We start from the raw sequence: 16,072 nt of genomic DNA on the forward strand, positions 1-16,072 counted from the left end.
GTACGGACGTGACGGTGCCCCCGTGCTCTGGGTGAGCACGGGGGCACCGTCGTGCGTGCGGGGTGCGGGGTCAGCCCGTGTTGCGCAGACCCGCTGCCACGCCGTTGACCGTGAGGAGGAGGGCTCGGGCGAGGAGGGGGTCCGGGTCCTGGCCCGCGGCGGCGGCCTCGCGCTGGCGGCCGAGGAGGGCGACCTGGAGGTAGGAGATGGGGTCGAGGTAGGCGTCGCGGATGGCGAAGGTCTGCTTGAGGACCGGGTCGGCGTCGAGGAGTTCCGTCTCGCCGGTGACGCGCAGGACCTCGCGGACCGTCAACTCGTGTTCGGCCTTGATGGTGTCGAAGACGTGCTTCAGCTCGTCCGGGACGAGGGTGTCGACGTAGTGCTGGGCGATGCGCAGGTCGGTCTTCGCCAGCGTCATCTCCACGTTGGAGATGAAGTTGCGGAAGAAGTGCCACTGCTGGTGCATCTCGTCCAGCACGGTGTCCAGGCCGGCCTCGCGCAGGGCCTTGAGGCCGGAGCCGACGCCGTACCAGCCGGGGACGATCTGCCGGGACTGGGTCCAGCCGAAGACCCACGGGATGGCGCGCAGTCCGTCGAGCGAGACGCCCGAGCCGGGGCGGCGGGAGGGCCGCGAGCCCAGGTGCAGGTCGGCGAGCTGGTCGACCGGGGTGGAGGCCAGGAAGTAGGTCGGCAGGTCGGGGTCCTCGACCAGGTGCCGGTAGGCGGTGTGGGCGGCGTCGGAGACGACGTCCATCGCGGCGTCCCAGCGGGCGAGGGCCTCGTCGGACTGGCGGGGCGCGGTGTGCAGGGCGGAGGCCTGGAGGGTGGCCGCGACGGTCAGCTCCAGGTTCTCCCGGGCGAGGGCCGGGATGAGGTACTTGTCGGAGATGACCTCGCCCTGCTCGGTGACCTTGATCTCGCCCTCCAGGGTGCCCCAGGGCTGCGCGAGGATGGCGTCGTGGGTGGGGCCGCCGCCGCGGCCGACGGTGCCGCCGCGGCCGTGGAAGAGGCGCAGCCGCACGCCGTAGCGGTGGGCGACGTCGCGCAGGCGGCGCTGGGCGCGGTGGATCTCCCACTGGCTGGTGGTGATGCCGCCGAACTTGGAGGAGTCGGAGTAGCCGAGCATGACCTCCTGGACGTCGCCGCGCAGGGCGACCAGCCGCCGGTAGGAGGGGTCGGAGAGGAGGTCCTCCAGGATGGTGTCGGCGGCCTTCAGCTCGTCGGTGGTCTCCAGGAGCGGCACGATGCCGATCTTGGCCCAGCCCGCGTGCAGGTCGATCAGTCCGGCCTCGCGGGCCAGCACCGCCGCGGCGAAGACGTCGTCGGCGCCCTGGCACATGGAGATGATGTAGGACTCGATGACCTCGGGGCCGAAGACCTCCAGGGCGCGGCGGACGGTCTGGAAGACGCCGAGGGTCTTCTCGCCGGGCGCGTCGACGGGGGCCGGGCTGGGGGCCAGGGGCCTGCGGGAGCGCAGTTCCTTCGCGAGGAGCTTGGTGCGGTACTCGCGGGGCATGTCGGCGTAGCGCCAGGACTCCTCGCCGAGCCGGTCGAAGAGCTGGCCGAGGGCGTGGTGGTGGGCGTCGGCGTGTTCGCGGACGTCCATGGTGGCGAGCTGGAGGCCGAAGGCGGCCAGGGTGCGGATGGTGCGGGCGAGGCGGCCGTCGGCGAAGAGGCCGCCGCGGTGCTCGCGCAGGGAGGTCTGGACGATGCGCAGGTCGTCGATCAGCTCGGCGGTGCCGAGGTAGTCGCGGCCCTCCTCGTGGGCGGTGCCCCTGGCGAGGCGCTGCTTGGTGTTCTCCAGCTTCTGGCGGATGCAGGTGGCCTTGAGCCGGTAGGGCTCCTCGGCGTTGAGGCGCTTGTAGCGGGGGCTGATCTCGGGGAGCCGTTCGAGGTCGGCCTGGAGGGAGGTGAGCAGTTCCTCCGTCGCGCCCGCGTAGCGGATGGAGTTGGAGAGGAAGCCGCGCAGCTCGTCGATCATCTCCAGGGCGTCGTTGATGCCGTGTTCGTGCTGGAGGATGAGGACGTCCCAGGTCACCTGGGGGGTGACGTTGGGGTTGCCGTCGCGGTCGCCGCCGATCCAGGTGCCGAAGGTGAGGGGGCGGGTGTCGTCGGGGAGCTTGACGCCGGCCCGCTCCAGTTCGGCGGTGAGGTCTTCGAGGACGTCGCCGACGGCGCCCAGGTGCAGCTCGTCGAGGTAGTAGATGGCGTTGCGGGCCTCGTCGGCGGGCTCGGGGCGTACGACGCGCAGTTCGTCGGTCTGCCAGACGAGGTCGATGTTCTCGGCGAGCCGGGTGTCCAGGCGGCGCCGGTCGGACTCGTTGACCGGGGTGTCCAGGAGGGCGGCGATGCGGCGCAGCTTGTTGAGGACGGAGCGGCGGGCGGCCTCGGTGGGGTGGGCGGTGAAGACGGGGCGCACGTTGAGGTTGCGGACCGTCTCGCGCAGGTGCTCGGGGTCGGCGTCCTTGAGCCGGTCGGCCGTACGGGCGAGCAGTCCGCCCTCGGCGGCGCGCTTGGCGCCCAGCTCGCGGCCGCGGTGGACCTGCTCGGTGACGTTGGCGAGGTGGAAGTAGGTGGAGAAGGCGCGGACGAGCTTGGCGGCGGTCTCCAGTTCCGTGCCGCGCAGCAGTTCGGCGGCGGCCTCGCCGTCCTCGCGGGTGAGTCGGCGGACCTTCTCGACGAGTTCCAGCAGCTCGGGGCCCTCCTGCCGGACCAGGGTCTCCCCGAGGAGATCACCCAGGCGGCGGATGTCGGCGCGCAGCTCGCTGCTGGTCGTCGTGGTGGTCTGGTCGTCGGCACTGCTCACAGGTGCGGCTCCTTGCAGTGTTGAAGCTCGTCTGGGAGGGAACCCGGACGGCCGTCTCGCGCGGCGGGCGCCGCTTACCGGGCCGGACGTCCGGGAAGTAATCAGAGCGGACCGCGCTGTCCGACCGACTCCCAGGATAGGTGTCGGCCAGGACGCGCAGGCTCTGGGGCTCTTGCCGCGCGGTCACGCACTGCCATACTTGCGTCGCCGTAGGTTACGGAACCGTAGGAAGACCGTGCAGGTTCCCGCAGCCCGGCACCGGACACCCCACACGACCCCACCCTCGACCCCACAGGGGACGCGCATGACCACGAGTTCCGATGTGATCCCAGACGCTCCGCAGCCGGCCGACTCCGCCGCGGCGTCCTCCGCCACGCTGGGTGGTGAGCAGAAGCGGTCCCTCGAGCAGATCACGCTGCTGCTGTTCATCGCCGTTCCGTTCCTCGCGCTGGTGGCGGCGGTGCCACTGGCGTGGGGCTGGGGCGTGAGCTGGCTGGACCTGGGGCTGCTGGTCTTCTTCTACTTCCTGGGCTGCCACGGCATCACCATCGGGTTCCACCGACACTTCACCCATGGTTCCTTCAAGGCGAAACGGCCGTTGAAGATCGCGTTGGCGATCGCGGGTTCGATGGCGGTCGAGGGGCCGCTGGTCCGCTGGGTGGCCGACCACCGCAAGCACCACAAGTTCTCCGACGACGAGGGCGACCCGCACTCGCCGTGGCGGTACGGCGAGACGGTACCCGCCCTGATCAAGGGCCTGTGGTGGGCCCACATCGCCTGGATGTTCGACGAGGAGCAGACGCCGCAGGACAAGTACGCGCCGGACCTGATCAAGGACCCCGCGCTGCGGGCGGTCTCCCGGCAGTTCATCCTGTGGACCGTGGTGTCCCTGGCGCTGCCCGCGCTGATCGGCGGGCTGGTCACGATGTCCTGGTGGGGCGCGTTCACCGGGTTCTTCTGGGGTTCACTCGTGCGGGTGGCGTTGCTGCACCACGTCACGTGGTCGATCAACTCGATCTGCCACGCGGTGGGCAAGCGGCCCTTCAAGTCCCGGGACCGCTCGGGCAACGTGTGGTGGCTGGCGATCCTGTCCTGCGGCGAGTCCTGGCACAACCTGCACCACGCGGACCCGACCTCGGCGCGGCACGGGGTGATGCGCGGGCAGCTCGATTCGAGTGCCCGGCTGATCCGCTGGTTCGAGCGGCTCGGGTGGGCGTACGACGTGCGCTGGCCGTCACGCTCGCGTATCGATTCGCGCCGCAACACGGATCAGGACGGTGCCCGCCGCCGGAAGGAGACGGCGAAGGCGGCATGATTGACGCCGTGGCGACCGACTCCAGCAGCACCCCAAGCAACGAGAAGCCGCGGCGAGCGCGTCGCACCCGGATGACCGGTGCCGAGCGCCGCCAGCAGCTGCTGGAGATCGGCCGCACCCTCTTCGCGGCGAAGGGGTTCGAGGGCACGTCCGTCGAGGAGATCGCGGCGAAGGCCGGGGTGTCCAAGCCGGTGGTCTACGAGCACTTCGGCGGCAAGGAGGGCCTGTACGCGGTGGTCGTGGACCGCGAGATGCGGCGGCTGCTCGACATGGTGACCGGCTCCCTGACGGCCGGGCACCCGCGTGAGCTGTGCGAGCAGGCCGCCTTCGCGCTCCTGGACTACATCGAGGAGTACACGGACGGCTTCCGCATCCTGGTCCGGGACTCCCCCATCCCGCAGTCGACGGGTACCTTCGCCTCGCTGATCTCGGACATCGCCACCCAGGTGGAGGACATCCTGGGCCGCGAGTTCAAGAACCGCGGCTTCGACGCCAAGCTGGCCCCGCTGTACGCGCAGGCGCTGGTGGGCATGGTGGCGCTGACCGGCCAGTGGTGGCTGGACGTGCGCCGTCCGAAGAAGGCGGAGGTGGCGGCGCACCTGGTCAACCTTGCGTGGCACGGCCTGGACGGCCTGGAGCCGAAGCCGCGCCTGATAGGGCACCGCAAGAGCTAGGGCCGCGAGGGCAGAACACATGCAGCCACTGCGCGGCGTCACCGTCGTCTCGCTGGAGCAGGCGATCGCCGCTCCCTACGCCAGCCGCCAGCTCGCCGACCTCGGCGCGCGGGTGATCAAGGTGGAGCGCCCGGGGACGGGGGACTTCGCCCGGGCGTACGACTCCCGGGTGCGGGGTCTGAGTTCGCACTTCGTGTGGGCCAACCGCAACAAGGAGTCCCTCACCCTGGACTTCAAGGACCCGCGGGGCCTGGAGCTGCTGCGCCGGCTGGTCGCGGGCGCCGACGTCTTCCTGCAGAACCTGGCGCCGGGCGCCGCGGCCCGCGCCGGACTGGGTGCGCGGGAGCTGCGGGCGGCGCATCCGGGGCTGATCGTGTGCGACGTCTCCGGCTACGGCGCGCCGGGCCCCTACGCCGACCGCAAGGCGTACGACCTGCTGGTGCAGTCCGAGGCGGGGCTGCTGTCGGTCACGGGCACTCCGGAGGCCATGGCCAAGGCGGGCATCCCGGTCTCGGACATCGCCGCCGGGATGTACGCCTACAGCTCGATCCTGGCCGCGCTGCTGGAGCGGGGCCGGACGGGACGGGGTGCGCACCTGGACGTGTCGATGCTGGAGGCCACCGTGGAGTGGCTGGGTTTTCCGCTGTACTACTCCTTCGACGGCGCGTCGCCGCCTCCCCGGGCGGGCGCCGCGCACGCGACGATCTATCCGTACGGCCCGTTCACGGCGGGCGACGGGAAGGTCGTGATGACGGCGGTGCAGAACGAGCGCGAGTGGCACGGTTTCTGTGCGGGCTTCCTGGACCGTCCGGAACTGGCCGAGCACCCGCACTACGCCACCAACGCGGACCGCGACGCGCACCGTGAGGAGCTGGGCGCGCTGATCTCGGCGCGGTTCGCGGAGCTGACCAGTACCGAGGCGATCGCGCTGCTCGACGCGGTGCCGGTGGCCAACGCCCGGGTGAACACGCTCACCGAGGTGTGGGACCACCCGCAGCTGGCCGCGCGCGGGCGCCTGCACGAGGTGCTGACCCCGGCCGGTCCCGTACCGGCGATGGCGCCGCCGGGACCGACCGGTCGGGCGCCGCGCATGGAGGCGGTCCCGGCGCTGGGCGAGCACACCCGCGCCGTACTCGGCGACCTCGGTCTGTCGGAGGAGGACATCGACGCGCTCGCCGCGGACGGCGTGGTGTGAGCCCCGGCCGGGTGGTCACCGGTGGGTGGGTGCGTCCGGTTCCAGGAACTCCAGGCGGTTGCCGACCGGATCGGCGCAGTGGAAGCGCCGGTGGCCGGGCAGGTCGTCGTTCCAGGTGACGGGCGTGCCGTGGGCCTCGAGGCGGGCGGCGTACGCGTCGATGCCGGTGACCCGCAGCCCGGGGTGGGCCTTGCGGGCGGGCCGGAAGCCGGTCGTCTCGACGCCCAGGTGGAGCTGGACGGTGCCGGACTGGAACCAGCAGCCGCCGCGGGCGGCGAGCACGGGCGGCTTGGGGATCTCGGCCATGCCGAGAACACCGACGTAGAAGGCGCGCAGCGGCTCCTCGGCGCCGGGCGGCGCGGCGAGCTGCACGTGGTCGAGGCCGGTGATCACCGGACCGCCTCCCCCGCCGTCCCCGCCGTACCCGCGGGCTTCAGGGCGACCGCGAAGACGCGGCGGAAGGGGAACGGGGTGCCGTACGCCTCGGCGGGGTAGGCGGCGCGCAGGACGGCCCGGTACTCCTCGACGAACGCGTCGCGGGCGGCCGGATCGTCGTCGAGGGCGTCCAGCACGGGCCGCAGTCCCGTCCCCTTCACCCAGTCGAGGACGGCATCCTCGCCGGGCAGCAGGTGGACGTACGTCGTCTCCCACACGTCGGCGGTGCAGCCGGCGGCGGTCAGGCGGGCCAGGTAGCCCTCGGGGGTGAGGACGGCGTCGTCGTGGCGCAGGACGCCGGTGAGGCGGTCCCGCCAGCGCCGGGATTCGGCGAGTTCGCGCATCAGGCGGTGGCTCGGGGCGTCGAAGTTGCCGGGGACCTGGAGGGCGAGGGTGCCGCCGGGGGCGAGGCGGTCGATCCAGTCGGGGAAGCGGTCGGCGTGGCCGGGGACCCACTGGAGGGTGGCGTTGCTGACGAGGAGGTCGCAGGGCTCGTCGGGGGTCCAGGTGCGGGCGTCGGCGGGGGCGAAGTCGAGGTGGCCGCCGCCGGGGGTTGGCCCCGCGTACTGCCGGGCCCGTTCGAGCATCCGGGGCGAGTTGTCGTAGCCGGTGACGCGGGCGGTGGGCCAGCGGTCGGCGAGCAGGACGGTGGCGTTGCCGGGGCCGCAGCCGAGGTCGGCGATGCGGGGCGCGTCCGAGGGGAGGTCCGGGATCCGGGCGAGGAGGTCGGTGAACGGGCGGGCGCGGTGCCCGGCGTGGCGCAGGTACTGGGCGGGGTCCCAGGTGGGGGCGGTGGCGGGCATGGAGCCTCCAGAGGGTGTCCGTGCGGGACGGGTACCCAGCGTCGCCCCGAAAGTCTCTCGACGTCAAGACAGTTGACCTCAAGAGACTTCACGTCGACACAACCACTACACTGATCGTCATGGAGGACGAGGTCGATCGGCTGGTCGCAGCGTGGCGCCGGGAGCGCCCGGACCTCGACGTGGAACCGCTCGAGGTGCTGAGCCGCGTCAGCAGGCTGGCCCGGCACCTGGATCGCGCACGCCGGCTGGCCTTCTCCGAACACCAGCTGGAGCCGTGGGAGTTCGACGTGCTGACGGCGCTGCGCCGCGCGGGCACCCCGTACCAGCTCTCCCCGGGACAGCTCCTCACCCAGACCCTGGTCACCTCGGGCACGATGACCAACCGGATCGACCGCCTGGCGAAGAAGGGCCTGGTGGAGCGCCTGCCCGACCCCAGCGACCGGCGCGGCGTCCTGGTCCGGCTCACGGACGAGGGCCGGGACCGCGCCGACCAGTCGCTGGCCGGTCTGCTGGCCCAGGAGCGCGCCATCCTGGGCGAGCTGTCCCGCGCCCAGCGCAGCGAGCTGGCGGCCCTGCTACGCCAGCTGACCGCCCCGTTCGACAACATCCCCGGCTGAGGGGCTGTCCAGGTCCGCCGGCCCCACCCCGGCCCTGCGCGCCAGCGCCACGGCAGCCAGGGTGGAGTGGACGCCCAGCTTGCCCAGGACGTTCTGCATGTGGGTGCGCACCGTGTGCGGGGACAGGTACAGCCGCTCGGCGACCGCCTTGCGGCCGAGCCCGGCGACCATGCAGCGCAGCACCTCCCGCTCGCGCGGGGTCAGGGACTCCACCAGCAGCTCGCTCTCGGTGCGGTGCTTGCGGGCCGCGGTCAGCTCGCGCAGGACGCCGGTGAGCAGGGCGGGGGGCAGATGCGTCTCGTCGCGCAGGACTCCCCGGATGACGCTGAGCAGCCGGGACAGGGAGCAGTCCTTGGCCACCCATCCGCAGGCCCCGGCCCCCAGGGCGAGCGCCGCCCGCCGGGGGTCGTCCTTCTCGGCGAGGACGACGGTCCGTACGCCCGGCTGCCCCGAGCGCACCCCGGCGACCAGGGAGATCCCGTCCACCAGCCCGTCCTCGTTGCCGTCCCGCACGGGCACGGCGGGCCGGGCGCCGGGCACATGACCGCCCAGGTCGGCGTCGACGAGCAGCACGTCGAACCGCCGCCCCTCGGAGGCGGCCCGCTCCAGGCAGCGCAGTGCGGCCGGACCGCTGCCGGCCGCGGAGACGTCCACGTCGGGCTCGGCGGCCAGGGCGGCCGCGAGCGACTCGGCGAAGATGCGATGGTCGTCGACGACCAGGACTCGGATCCGAACCACGAAACCCCCTCCCCCGAGCTCCGCCAGGAGCAGGGGATACCCATCGTCTGTCCGTCCTCGGACGACGGCACCGGCACGGGTACGACGCCCAAGGCCCCGCATCCAGCTGTGCTGTTGTGCGCGGTACGCCGGGGCGGGCCGCCGCAGCCGCACGGCCGCCGCCGTGCGGTAATCGCTACCCCCGCCCCGGGCGTCGTACCCGGCTGTCTCGCCCCCTGAACGACACCGGCCCCCACCGGTGCTGCTCATCAGAGTACGGACGGGCGCCGGGAGCGGAAGGCTATTTGCAGAACTGACTCCGCGGCACGTTTATGGTGAGCCGCATGTTTCGTCTTGTGACAGAAGTCGACAAGGAACGGCGCGATCTGCTGCGCACCCGCCTGCGAGAGACGAACACAGCGGCCTCCTCCGTCCTGCGTTCCCTGCGCGGGACCCCTCACGAACGCGAATTCCCGCTGCACGTCTGGGTCCTGGACCAGGCCGGCGGCCTGGCGGGCGGCCTCGTCGGCCACACCTGGGCGACCTGGCTCCACGTGACCTACCTGTGGGTGGACGGCGGCCACCGGGGCGCGGGCCTCGGCTCCGCCCTCCTCGACGAGGCGGAACGCACCGCCCGCACCGAACGCGGCTGCGCCGCCGCCCGCGTGGAGACCTGGGACTTCCAGGCCCCCGGCTTCTACACGAAGCGCGGCTACGACGTCATGTGCGTGATCCCCGACTACCCGCCGGGGATCACGGAGTACACGCTGGTGAAGCGGCTGGGCTGACCGGCTCAGAGCAGGCGCCGCGCCCCCGCCGAGGGCACCGCCTCGAACACCCGCGGAGTCTTGAAGGCGGCCGCCGCGAAGGCGTCCTCGACCGCCTTGGTGACGGTGTCCACGTCGGCGGCCTCCGCCAGGACGATCGCCGAGCCGCCGAAGCCGCCGCCGGTCATCCGGGCGCCGAGGGCGCCGGAGGCGAGGGCCGTGTCGACGACCAGGTCCAGCTCGGGGCAGGAGATGCGGAAGTCGTCGCGCAGCGAGGCGTGCCCCTCGACGAGGACGGGGCCGATGGCGCGGGTGTCGCCGGACTCCAGCAGCGACACCACCCGCTCGACCCGCTCGTCCTCGGTCACCACGTGCCGGACCAGGCGGCGCACCTCTTCCTCGTCGCCCAGCCGCTCCAGCGCCGCGTCCAGGTCGGCGTAGGGCACGTCGCGCAGCGCGTCGACGCCGAGCAGCGCGGCGCCCTTCTCGCAGCCGGCGCGGCGCTTGCCGTACTCGCCCTCGCTGTGGGAGTGCTTGACCCGGGTGTCGACGACCAGCAGCCGCATCCCCTCGGCGGCGAGGTCGAAGGGGATCTGGCGCTGGGAGAGGTCGCGGGTGTCGAGGAACAGGGCGTGGCCCGCCTCGCAGCAGGCGGAGGCCGTCTGGTCCATGATGCCGACGGGGGCGCCGACGTAGACGTTCTCCGCGCGCTGGCACAGCCGGGCCAGCTGCCGGCCGCGCAGGCCGAGGGAGTACAGGTCGTTCAGCGCGAGGGCCACGACGACCTCCAGGGCCGCCGAGGACGAGAGCCCGGCGCCCGACGGGACCGTCGAGGCCAGGTGGACGTCGGCGCCGGTCAGCTCGTGGCCCGCCTCGCGCAGCGCCCAGACGACGCCCGAGGGGTACGCGGTCCAGGACTTGTCCGAGCCGGGCATCAGGTCGGCGACGCGCAGCTCGACCGGCCCGGCGTCGATGTCGGCCGAGTGCAGGCGCAGGACGCCGTCCTCGCGCCGGGACACGGCGGCGACGGCCTGGTGCGGCAGGGCGAACGGCATCACGAAGCCGTCGTTGTAGTCGGTGTGTTCGCCGATGAGGTTCACCCGGCCCGGCGCCGCCCACACGCCCTCCGGGTCCGCCCCGTACAGCTCCCGGAACCGTTCGCCGACGGTCTCCGCGACAGCCTCGCCCATGCCCTGACCCCTCGCCCTTCCGGTAACTGCGGTATGTACTAGCCCGCGCGCCGCTGCGCGAACTCCCACGCGTCCGACACGATCCCCGCGAGGTCCGCGCGGGACGGGTTCCAGCCCAGTTTCTCCCGGGCGGTCTCCGCCGACGCCACCAGGACCGCCGGGTCGCCGCCCCGGCGCGGGGCGACCACCTCGGGGATGGGGTGGCCCGTCACCCGCCGCACGGTCTCGACGACCTCGCGGACGGAGAAGCCGTTGCCGTTGCCCAGGTTGCAGATGAGGTGCTCGCCCGGGGTGGCGGCCGCCACGGCCAGCAGGTGGGCCTCGGCCAGGTCGGCGACGTGGATGTAGTCGCGCACACAGGTGCCGTCCGGCGTCGGGTAGTCGTCGCCGAAGACGGAGATGGCCTCCCGCCTGCCCTGCGCCACCTGGAGCACCAGCGGGATCAGATGCGACTCGGGATCGTGGCGCTCGCCGTACTCCCCGTACGCGCCCGCGACGTTGAAGTACCGCAGCGAGACCGCGCCCAGCCCGTGGGCGGCCGCCTCACCGGTGATCATGTGGTCGACGGCCAGCTTCGAGGCACCGTACGGGTTCGTGGGCTTGGTCGGCGCGGACTCGACGATCGGGACCTGCTCGGGCTCGCCGTACGTGGCGGCCGTGGAGGAGAAGACGAGCCGCCGCACACCCGCGCCCCGCATGGCCTCCAGCAGGGCCATGGTCCCGCCGACGTTGTTGTCCCAGTACTTCTCGGGCTTGACGACCGACTCGCCGACCTGGGAGAAGGCGGCGAAGTGCAGCACGCCGTCGAACGAGCCGTCCAGCCACTTGGCCGCGTCCCGGATGTCGCCCTCGACGAACGACGCACCCGCCGGCACACCCTGACGGAAACCGGTCGACAGATTGTCGAGCACGACGACCTCGTGCCCCGCCTCCACCAGATGCTGGGCGACGACGCTGCCGACGTATCCCGCACCACCTGTCACCAGGTACTTCCCGCTCATGAACTCGCTACCTCTCGCAGTCGCTCGGCCGCGCGCTCCGGAGGCACGTCGTTGATGAACACGTTCATGCCGGACTCGGAGCCCGCGAGGAACTTCAGCTTGCCGGACGTACGGCGAATGGTGAAAAGCTCCAGGTGCAGCGCGAAGTCGTCGCGCTGCACGCCCTCGAACTCCTCCAGCTGCCCGAACGGCGCCTGGTGCCAGGCCGCGATGTACGGCGTCGGAGGCTCCGTCTCACCGAAGATCCGGTCGAAGCGCCTCAACAGTTCCAGATAGACCTTGGGGAATTCTGTGCGCGCCGCCTCGTCGAGCCCCAGCAGATCGGGCACCCGCCGCTTCGGATACAGATGCACCTCGTACGGCCAGTGCGCCGCGTACGGCACGAAGGCCACCCACTCCTCACCCTCCAGGACGACCCGCTCACCGGCCAACTCCTCCTCCAGCACGGCGTCGAACAGGTTCTCCCCGCCCGTCGCGTCCTTGTGGGCGGCGAGTGAACGGAGCATCAGGGCGGTGCGGGGGGTGGTGAACGGGTAGGCGTAGATCTGCCCGTGCGGGTGACCCAGCGTCACCCCGATCTCGGCGCCCCGGTTCTCGAAGCAGAACACCTGTTCAACGGAGGGCAGATGGGACAGCTCCGAGGTGCGGTCCGTCCAGGCGTCGAGCACGAGCCGGGCCTGCTCCTCGCTCAGGTCGGCGAAGGAGGCGTCGTGGTCGGAGGTGAAGCAGACGACCTCGCAGCGCCCGGAGTCGCCGGCCAGCGAGGGAAACCGGTTCTCGAAGACCACCACGTCATAGGCCGAGTCCGGAATCTCGCTCAGCCGCTCCCCGTCCGACGGGCACAGCGGGCACTGGTCGGCCGGCGGGTGGTAGGTGCGCCCCTGGCGGTGCGAGGCGACGGCGACCGAGTCACCGAGCAGCGGATCGCGGCGCACCTCGGAGGTGGTGACGGTCCGCTCCAGCGGACGGCGGTCCACGGCGTCGCGCACGGTGTCGTCGCGAAGGTCGTAGTAGACCAGCTCACGGCCGTCGGCCAGCCGGGTCGAGGTCTTCTTCACTGCCGCACTCCTCTGCACCCACCCATGACAGTCACCAGTCATCCAACACAATCAAACATAACACATCACAACCCACCATCCACAGCTCGCATCACAATCAAACAAAGAACATCACCAGAAGTGTTCAATTACTGAACGCGGAGGCGTAGGTTCCGCTCCGGATCAGTTCGCGAACGAAGCGAGTGCTTAATGCAAACCCCCACAAGCTCCACTTATCTAGCCGCAGAGCTTCGACTCCCCACCAACTGGCTCGACTACACGATCCTCGGGATCTACTTCGTGGTCGTCCTGGGCATCGGCTTCGCCGCCCGCCGCTCGGTCAAGACCAGCCTGGACTTCTTCCTGTCCGGCCGTTCCCTGCCCGCCTGGGTCACCGGCCTCGCCTTCGTCGCCGCCAACCTGGGTGCCACCGAGATCCTCGGCATGGCCGCCAACAGCGCCCAGTACGGCGTCTACACGACCCACTGGTACTGGATCGGCGCCATTCCGGCGATGGTCTTCCTCGGCCTGGTGATGATGCCGTTCTACTACGGCTCGAAGGTCCGCTCGGTCCCGGAGTTCCTCCTCCTGCGCTTCGACAAGGCCTCCCACCTCCTCAGTTCGGCCCTGTTCGCCGTGGCGGCCATCCTGATCGCCGGCGTGAACCTCTACGCCCTCGCGATCGTCGTCGAGGCGCTCCTCGGCTGGCCGGAGTGGGTGGCCATCGTGGTGGCCGGCTTCTTCGTCCTGGCGTACATCACGCTGGGCGGCCTCTCCTCGGCCATCTACAACGAGGTGCTCCAGTTCTTCGTGATCCTGGCCGGCCTCATCCCGATCACCGTCCTGGGTCTGAAGAAGGTCGGCGGCTGGGACGGCCTGTCCGACTCCCTCTCCCAGTCCCACGGCTCCGACTTCATGACGGCGTGGGGCGGCACGGGCATCGGCAGCGACAACCCGCTGGGCGCCAACTGGCTGACCATCGTCCTGGGCCTGGGCTTCGTCCTCTCCTTCGGCTACTGGACGACGAACTTCGCCGAGGTCCAGCGCGCCCTGTCCGCGAAGAACCTCTCGGCGGCCCAGCGCACCCCGCTGATCGCCGCGTTCCCGAAGATTTTCATCGTCTTCGTCGTCATGATCCCCGGCCTGGTCGCCGCGGTCCTGGTCCCGAAGATCGGCACCCCCGGTTCGGACCTCCAGTACAACGACGCGATCCCGTACCTGATGCAGCAACTGCTGCCCAACGGCGTCCTGGGCATCGCGGTGACCGGTCTGCTGGCCGCCTTCATGGCCGGCATGGCGGCCAACATCTCCTCCTTCAACACCGTCTTCACCACCGACATCTGGCAGAAGTACGTGGTGAAGGACCGCGAGGACGGCTACTACGTCCGCTTCGGCCGCCTGATCACGGTGATCGGCGTCCTGGCCTCCATCGGCACGGCGTTCCTGGCCTCGTCCTTCTCCAACATCATGAGCTACCTCCAGACGCTCTTCTCCTTCTTCAACGTGCCGATGTTCGTGGTCTTCATCATCGGCATGTTCTGGAAGCGGGCGTCGATGAAGTCCGGCTTCTGGGGCCTGATCGCGGGCACCACGGCCGCGATGGTGAACTACTTCGTCATCTACAAGCAGGGCATCATCGACATCCCCTCCGACCAGGGCGCCAACTTCGTCTCCGCGATCGCGGGCTTCGTCGCCGGTGCGGTGGTCATGGTCGCCGTGTCCCTGTTCACCAAGCCGAAGCCGGTCGCGGAACTCCAGGGCCTGGTCTACGGCACCACCTCCCCCGGCATGTCGGAGGCGCCCGCCAAGGGCGACGACGCGTGGTACCGCAAGCCGGCGCTGCTGGGCTGGGGGGCGGTCGTCCTGGCCGCCGCCTGCTACATCCCGTTCTCGTTCTGATCGCGGGAGGATTGAGAGAGCATGTCTGATTCCTACTCCGACAAGAACGTCCAGGACGAGGTCTCCGAGCTGGAGACCAAGTCCGTCACCGCCGCGCGGCTGTTCGACATCCGGCGGATCATCGGCGGGCTGTTCGTGATCTACGGCGTCATCGTGACGATCGCGGGATTCGCGGCGTCCGACGAGGACATCGACAAGGCGCAGGGGGTGAACATCAATCTGTGGACCGGGTTGGGGATGCTGGTCCTGGGCGTGTTCTTCCTGGCCTGGCTGAAGCTGCGGCCGACGGCGCCTCCGGCTCCGCCGCTGGAGGAGGCCGAGAAGGAGTGACGGTGTCTTAACACCGCCGCCCAGTGCACCGGTGCTTGACCGGCACCCGGGGTGGGTGTGGGCGCGGGGGTGGGGAGCGCGGCCCGGCGCTGCCGGGGTGCCTCCCCCACTCTCGGCTTCGCTCGAGCGGGAGGTGCCCCCACCGCCCACCCGTGCCGCCTGGGGGTACCTCCCAGGCCGTTCAGGCACTGGGGGAGGCACGACTGCCCGCAACTGGGGCAGGAGGCGACTGCCCGCAGCCGGGCGGCGTGGCGACGCGGCGGGAGAGCCGCGTACGGCGAGCAGGGGTCGTGTCGGGGGGTGTCCGCCCGCAGCGGTTGGCGCGTCAACGCCCCGAGCCTCTTCAAGTGACCGATTCCGCGCCGTTCCGAGGACGGACACCCCCCGGCGCGGCCCCGACCCACCCACCGGACACACCGCGCAACGCGCACCCCCACCGAACCCGCTCAGCCGCCGGAGGCACCCGCCCGGTCCAGCAACCCCGTCCGCGCAGCCAGCGCCGCCGCCTCCAACCGCGACCCCACACCCAGTTTCATCAGGACCCGCTGGACATGCGTACGCGCCGTCGACGGAGCGATCCCCATCCCCGCCGCGATCAACCGCGTGTCCTCCCCGTCCGCGACCCGCACCAGCACCTCCACCTCCCGGGGCGTGAGCATCTGCAGCAGCCGCTGCCCCTCGTCGTCGGGCTGCGCGGCCGGGTTCAGCAGCTCAGCGAAGGCCCCCTGCAACAACGAGGGCGCCACCGCCGCCTCCCCCGCCCGCGCCTTCATGATCGCCCGCTCGACGCCCTCTATGCGCTCGTCGTGCCGCACGTACCCCGACGCCCCCGCCGCGAACGCCGCCGCGATGCCGCGAGGGCTCGGCACCGGGCCCAGCACCAGCACCGCCACCTGCGGACGCTCCCGCTTGACCCGCGCCACCGGGTCGAAGATCCCCGGCTCGGCCGGTGTCGCCGTCCCCAGCAGGCACACCTCCGGCGCCCGGCTGATCACCAGCTCCGCCGCCCCCGCGGCCGGCGCCGCCGCCGCCAGCACCCGGTGCCCCCGCAGCTTCAGCGCCGAGGCCAGCGCCTCGGCGTGCAATCGGTGATCGTCGACCACCATGAGCCGTACTCCCATGGAGCAACCCCCCAGTCACCCTGTCCCACCCCGGCATGCCCCCGGCATGTCCCCGGAAGCTACACGCTCCCCCGTCCGGGCGCTGCCTCTACCGGCGATAACCACCCCACAAATGCGCGGCCCCGCCCCTGCCGCAGCAGGGACGGGGCCGTGGTCCGGACCGCG

Annotated in this window: 15 protein-coding genes; 7 read left to right on the forward strand and 8 right to left on the reverse strand. The window is 71.4% G+C overall.

The genetic code is table 11. From position 1 onward, the window contains the following. Positions 1-70: 70 nt before the first annotated feature. Positions 71-2,806, reverse strand: coding sequence for a phosphoenolpyruvate carboxylase (gene ppc, locus ACGH52_RS16315; RefSeq protein WP_059301204.1), 2,736 nt, complete (start codon positions 2,804-2,806; stop codon positions 71-73). A 304-nt stretch (positions 2,807-3,110) separates the two neighbouring features. Here ppc and ACGH52_RS16320 point away from each other — a divergent pair, with 304 nt between their 5' ends. Genes ACGH52_RS16320 through ACGH52_RS16330 form a run of 3 tightly spaced genes read left to right on the forward strand, consistent with a single transcriptional unit; the run spans position 3,111 to position 5,990 of the window. After that, positions 3,111-4,121 carry a fatty acid desaturase gene (locus ACGH52_RS16320; protein WP_121700841.1) on the forward strand — a complete coding sequence of 337 codons (1,011 nt, stop codon included), beginning with the start codon at positions 3,111-3,113 and terminating at the stop codon, positions 4,119-4,121. Beyond that, positions 4,118-4,795, forward strand: a complete 678-nt coding sequence (locus ACGH52_RS16325; protein WP_003975684.1) for a TetR/AcrR family transcriptional regulator — start codon at positions 4,118-4,120, stop codon at positions 4,793-4,795. Before ACGH52_RS16320 ends, ACGH52_RS16325 begins: the two co-directional genes overlap by 4 nt. A 19-nt stretch (positions 4,796-4,814) precedes the next feature. Beyond that, a complete protein-coding gene (locus tag ACGH52_RS16330; protein WP_399940129.1) occupies positions 4,815-5,990 on the forward strand; it encodes a CaiB/BaiF CoA transferase family protein in 1,176 nt (391 codons plus the stop codon). Positions 5,991-6,005: 15 nt separating this feature from the next. On the opposite strand, the gene ACGH52_RS16335 is transcribed toward ACGH52_RS16330, so the two are convergent. Next, positions 6,006-6,383 (reverse strand): VOC family protein, encoded by a 378-nt coding sequence (locus ACGH52_RS16335; protein WP_121700838.1) that lies wholly within the window; start codon positions 6,381-6,383, stop codon positions 6,006-6,008. Then, positions 6,380-7,228, reverse strand: coding sequence for a trans-aconitate 2-methyltransferase (locus ACGH52_RS16340; RefSeq protein WP_399940132.1), 849 nt, complete (start codon positions 7,226-7,228; stop codon positions 6,380-6,382). The genes ACGH52_RS16335 and ACGH52_RS16340 overlap by 4 nt, the downstream gene beginning before the upstream one ends. A 119-nt stretch (positions 7,229-7,347) precedes the next feature. Between ACGH52_RS16340 and tamR the strand changes: the two genes are divergently transcribed. Continuing rightward, positions 7,348-7,845 (forward strand): MarR family transcriptional regulator TamR, encoded by a 498-nt coding sequence (tamR, locus tag ACGH52_RS16345; protein WP_007450665.1) that lies wholly within the window; start codon positions 7,348-7,350, stop codon positions 7,843-7,845. Here tamR and ACGH52_RS16350 read toward each other — a convergent pair. After that, complete coding sequence (locus ACGH52_RS16350) at positions 7,804-8,583, reverse strand: response regulator transcription factor (RefSeq protein ID WP_059301210.1); 780 nt, start codon at positions 8,581-8,583, stop codon at positions 7,804-7,806. The two genes, tamR and ACGH52_RS16350, sit on opposite strands and share 42 nt — an antisense overlap. A 311-nt stretch (positions 8,584-8,894) precedes the next feature. Here ACGH52_RS16350 and ACGH52_RS16355 point away from each other — a divergent pair, with 311 nt between their 5' ends. Further along, positions 8,895-9,350 (forward strand): N-acetyltransferase, encoded by a 456-nt coding sequence (locus tag ACGH52_RS16355; protein ID WP_059301211.1) that lies wholly within the window; start codon positions 8,895-8,897, stop codon positions 9,348-9,350. Between the two features lie 5 nt (positions 9,351-9,355). On the opposite strand, the gene galK is transcribed toward ACGH52_RS16355, so the two are convergent. From galK to galT, 3 genes are read right to left on the reverse strand one after another with little or no spacing between them, the layout of a single operon-like run. Further along, on the reverse strand, positions 9,356-10,519 hold the full coding sequence (galK, locus tag ACGH52_RS16360) for a galactokinase (protein ID WP_076974784.1): 1,164 nt from the start codon (positions 10,517-10,519) through the stop codon (positions 9,356-9,358). A 38-nt stretch (positions 10,520-10,557) separates the two neighbouring features. Next, positions 10,558-11,520, reverse strand: coding sequence for a UDP-glucose 4-epimerase GalE (gene galE, locus ACGH52_RS16365; RefSeq protein ID WP_059301213.1), 963 nt, complete (start codon positions 11,518-11,520; stop codon positions 10,558-10,560). After that, positions 11,517-12,578 carry a galactose-1-phosphate uridylyltransferase gene (gene galT, locus ACGH52_RS16370; protein WP_076974785.1) on the reverse strand — a complete coding sequence of 354 codons (1,062 nt, stop codon included), beginning with the start codon at positions 12,576-12,578 and terminating at the stop codon, positions 11,517-11,519. The genes galE and galT overlap by 4 nt, the downstream gene beginning before the upstream one ends. Positions 12,579-12,767: 189 nt before the next feature. Here galT and ACGH52_RS16375 point away from each other — a divergent pair, with 189 nt between their 5' ends. Continuing rightward, positions 12,768-14,456, forward strand: coding sequence for a sodium:solute symporter family protein (locus ACGH52_RS16375; RefSeq protein ID WP_059301215.1), 1,689 nt, complete (start codon positions 12,768-12,770; stop codon positions 14,454-14,456). 21 nt (positions 14,457-14,477) lie between these two features. Next, complete coding sequence (locus ACGH52_RS16380) at positions 14,478-14,786, forward strand: hypothetical protein (protein ID WP_076974786.1); 309 nt, start codon at positions 14,478-14,480, stop codon at positions 14,784-14,786. A 446-nt stretch (positions 14,787-15,232) separates the two neighbouring features. Here the strand turns inward: ACGH52_RS16380 and ACGH52_RS16385 are convergent, their stop codons facing one another. Beyond that, on the reverse strand, positions 15,233-15,907 hold the full coding sequence (locus tag ACGH52_RS16385; protein ID WP_059301217.1) for a response regulator transcription factor: 675 nt from the start codon (positions 15,905-15,907) through the stop codon (positions 15,233-15,235). Between the last annotated feature and the right edge of the window lie 165 nt (positions 15,908-16,072).

This window comes from Streptomyces sp. BBFR25 (genome assembly GCF_044590125.1).
Taxonomy (GTDB): Bacteria; Actinomycetota; Actinomycetes; order Streptomycetales; family Streptomycetaceae; genus Streptomyces; species Streptomyces canus_D.

Excerpts from the sequence above, each read along its gene's own strand:
- ACGH52_RS16320 (WP_121700841.1), top strand. The coding sequence starts at position 3,111 with ATGACCACGAGTTCCGATGTGATCCCAGACGCTCCGCAGCCGGCCGAC.
- ACGH52_RS16325 (WP_003975684.1), top strand. The coding sequence starts at position 4,118 with ATGATTGACGCCGTGGCGACCGACTCCAGCAGCACCCCAAGCAACGAG.
- ACGH52_RS16330 (WP_399940129.1), top strand. The coding sequence starts at position 4,815 with ATGCAGCCACTGCGCGGCGTCACCGTCGTCTCGCTGGAGCAGGCGATC.
- ACGH52_RS16340 (WP_399940132.1), bottom strand. The coding sequence starts at position 7,228 with ATGCCCGCCACCGCCCCCACCTGGGACCCCGCCCAGTACCTGCGCCAC.
- tamR (WP_007450665.1), top strand. The coding sequence starts at position 7,348 with ATGGAGGACGAGGTCGATCGGCTGGTCGCAGCGTGGCGCCGGGAGCGC.
- ACGH52_RS16355 (WP_059301211.1), top strand. The coding sequence starts at position 8,895 with ATGGTGAGCCGCATGTTTCGTCTTGTGACAGAAGTCGACAAGGAACGG.
- galK (WP_076974784.1), bottom strand. The coding sequence starts at position 10,519 with ATGGGCGAGGCTGTCGCGGAGACCGTCGGCGAACGGTTCCGGGAGCTG.
- galE (WP_059301213.1), bottom strand. The coding sequence starts at position 11,520 with ATGAGCGGGAAGTACCTGGTGACAGGTGGTGCGGGATACGTCGGCAGC.
- ACGH52_RS16375 (WP_059301215.1), top strand. The coding sequence starts at position 12,768 with ATGCAAACCCCCACAAGCTCCACTTATCTAGCCGCAGAGCTTCGACTC.
- ACGH52_RS16380 (WP_076974786.1), top strand. The coding sequence starts at position 14,478 with ATGTCTGATTCCTACTCCGACAAGAACGTCCAGGACGAGGTCTCCGAG.
- ACGH52_RS16385 (WP_059301217.1), bottom strand. The coding sequence starts at position 15,907 with ATGGGAGTACGGCTCATGGTGGTCGACGATCACCGATTGCACGCCGAG.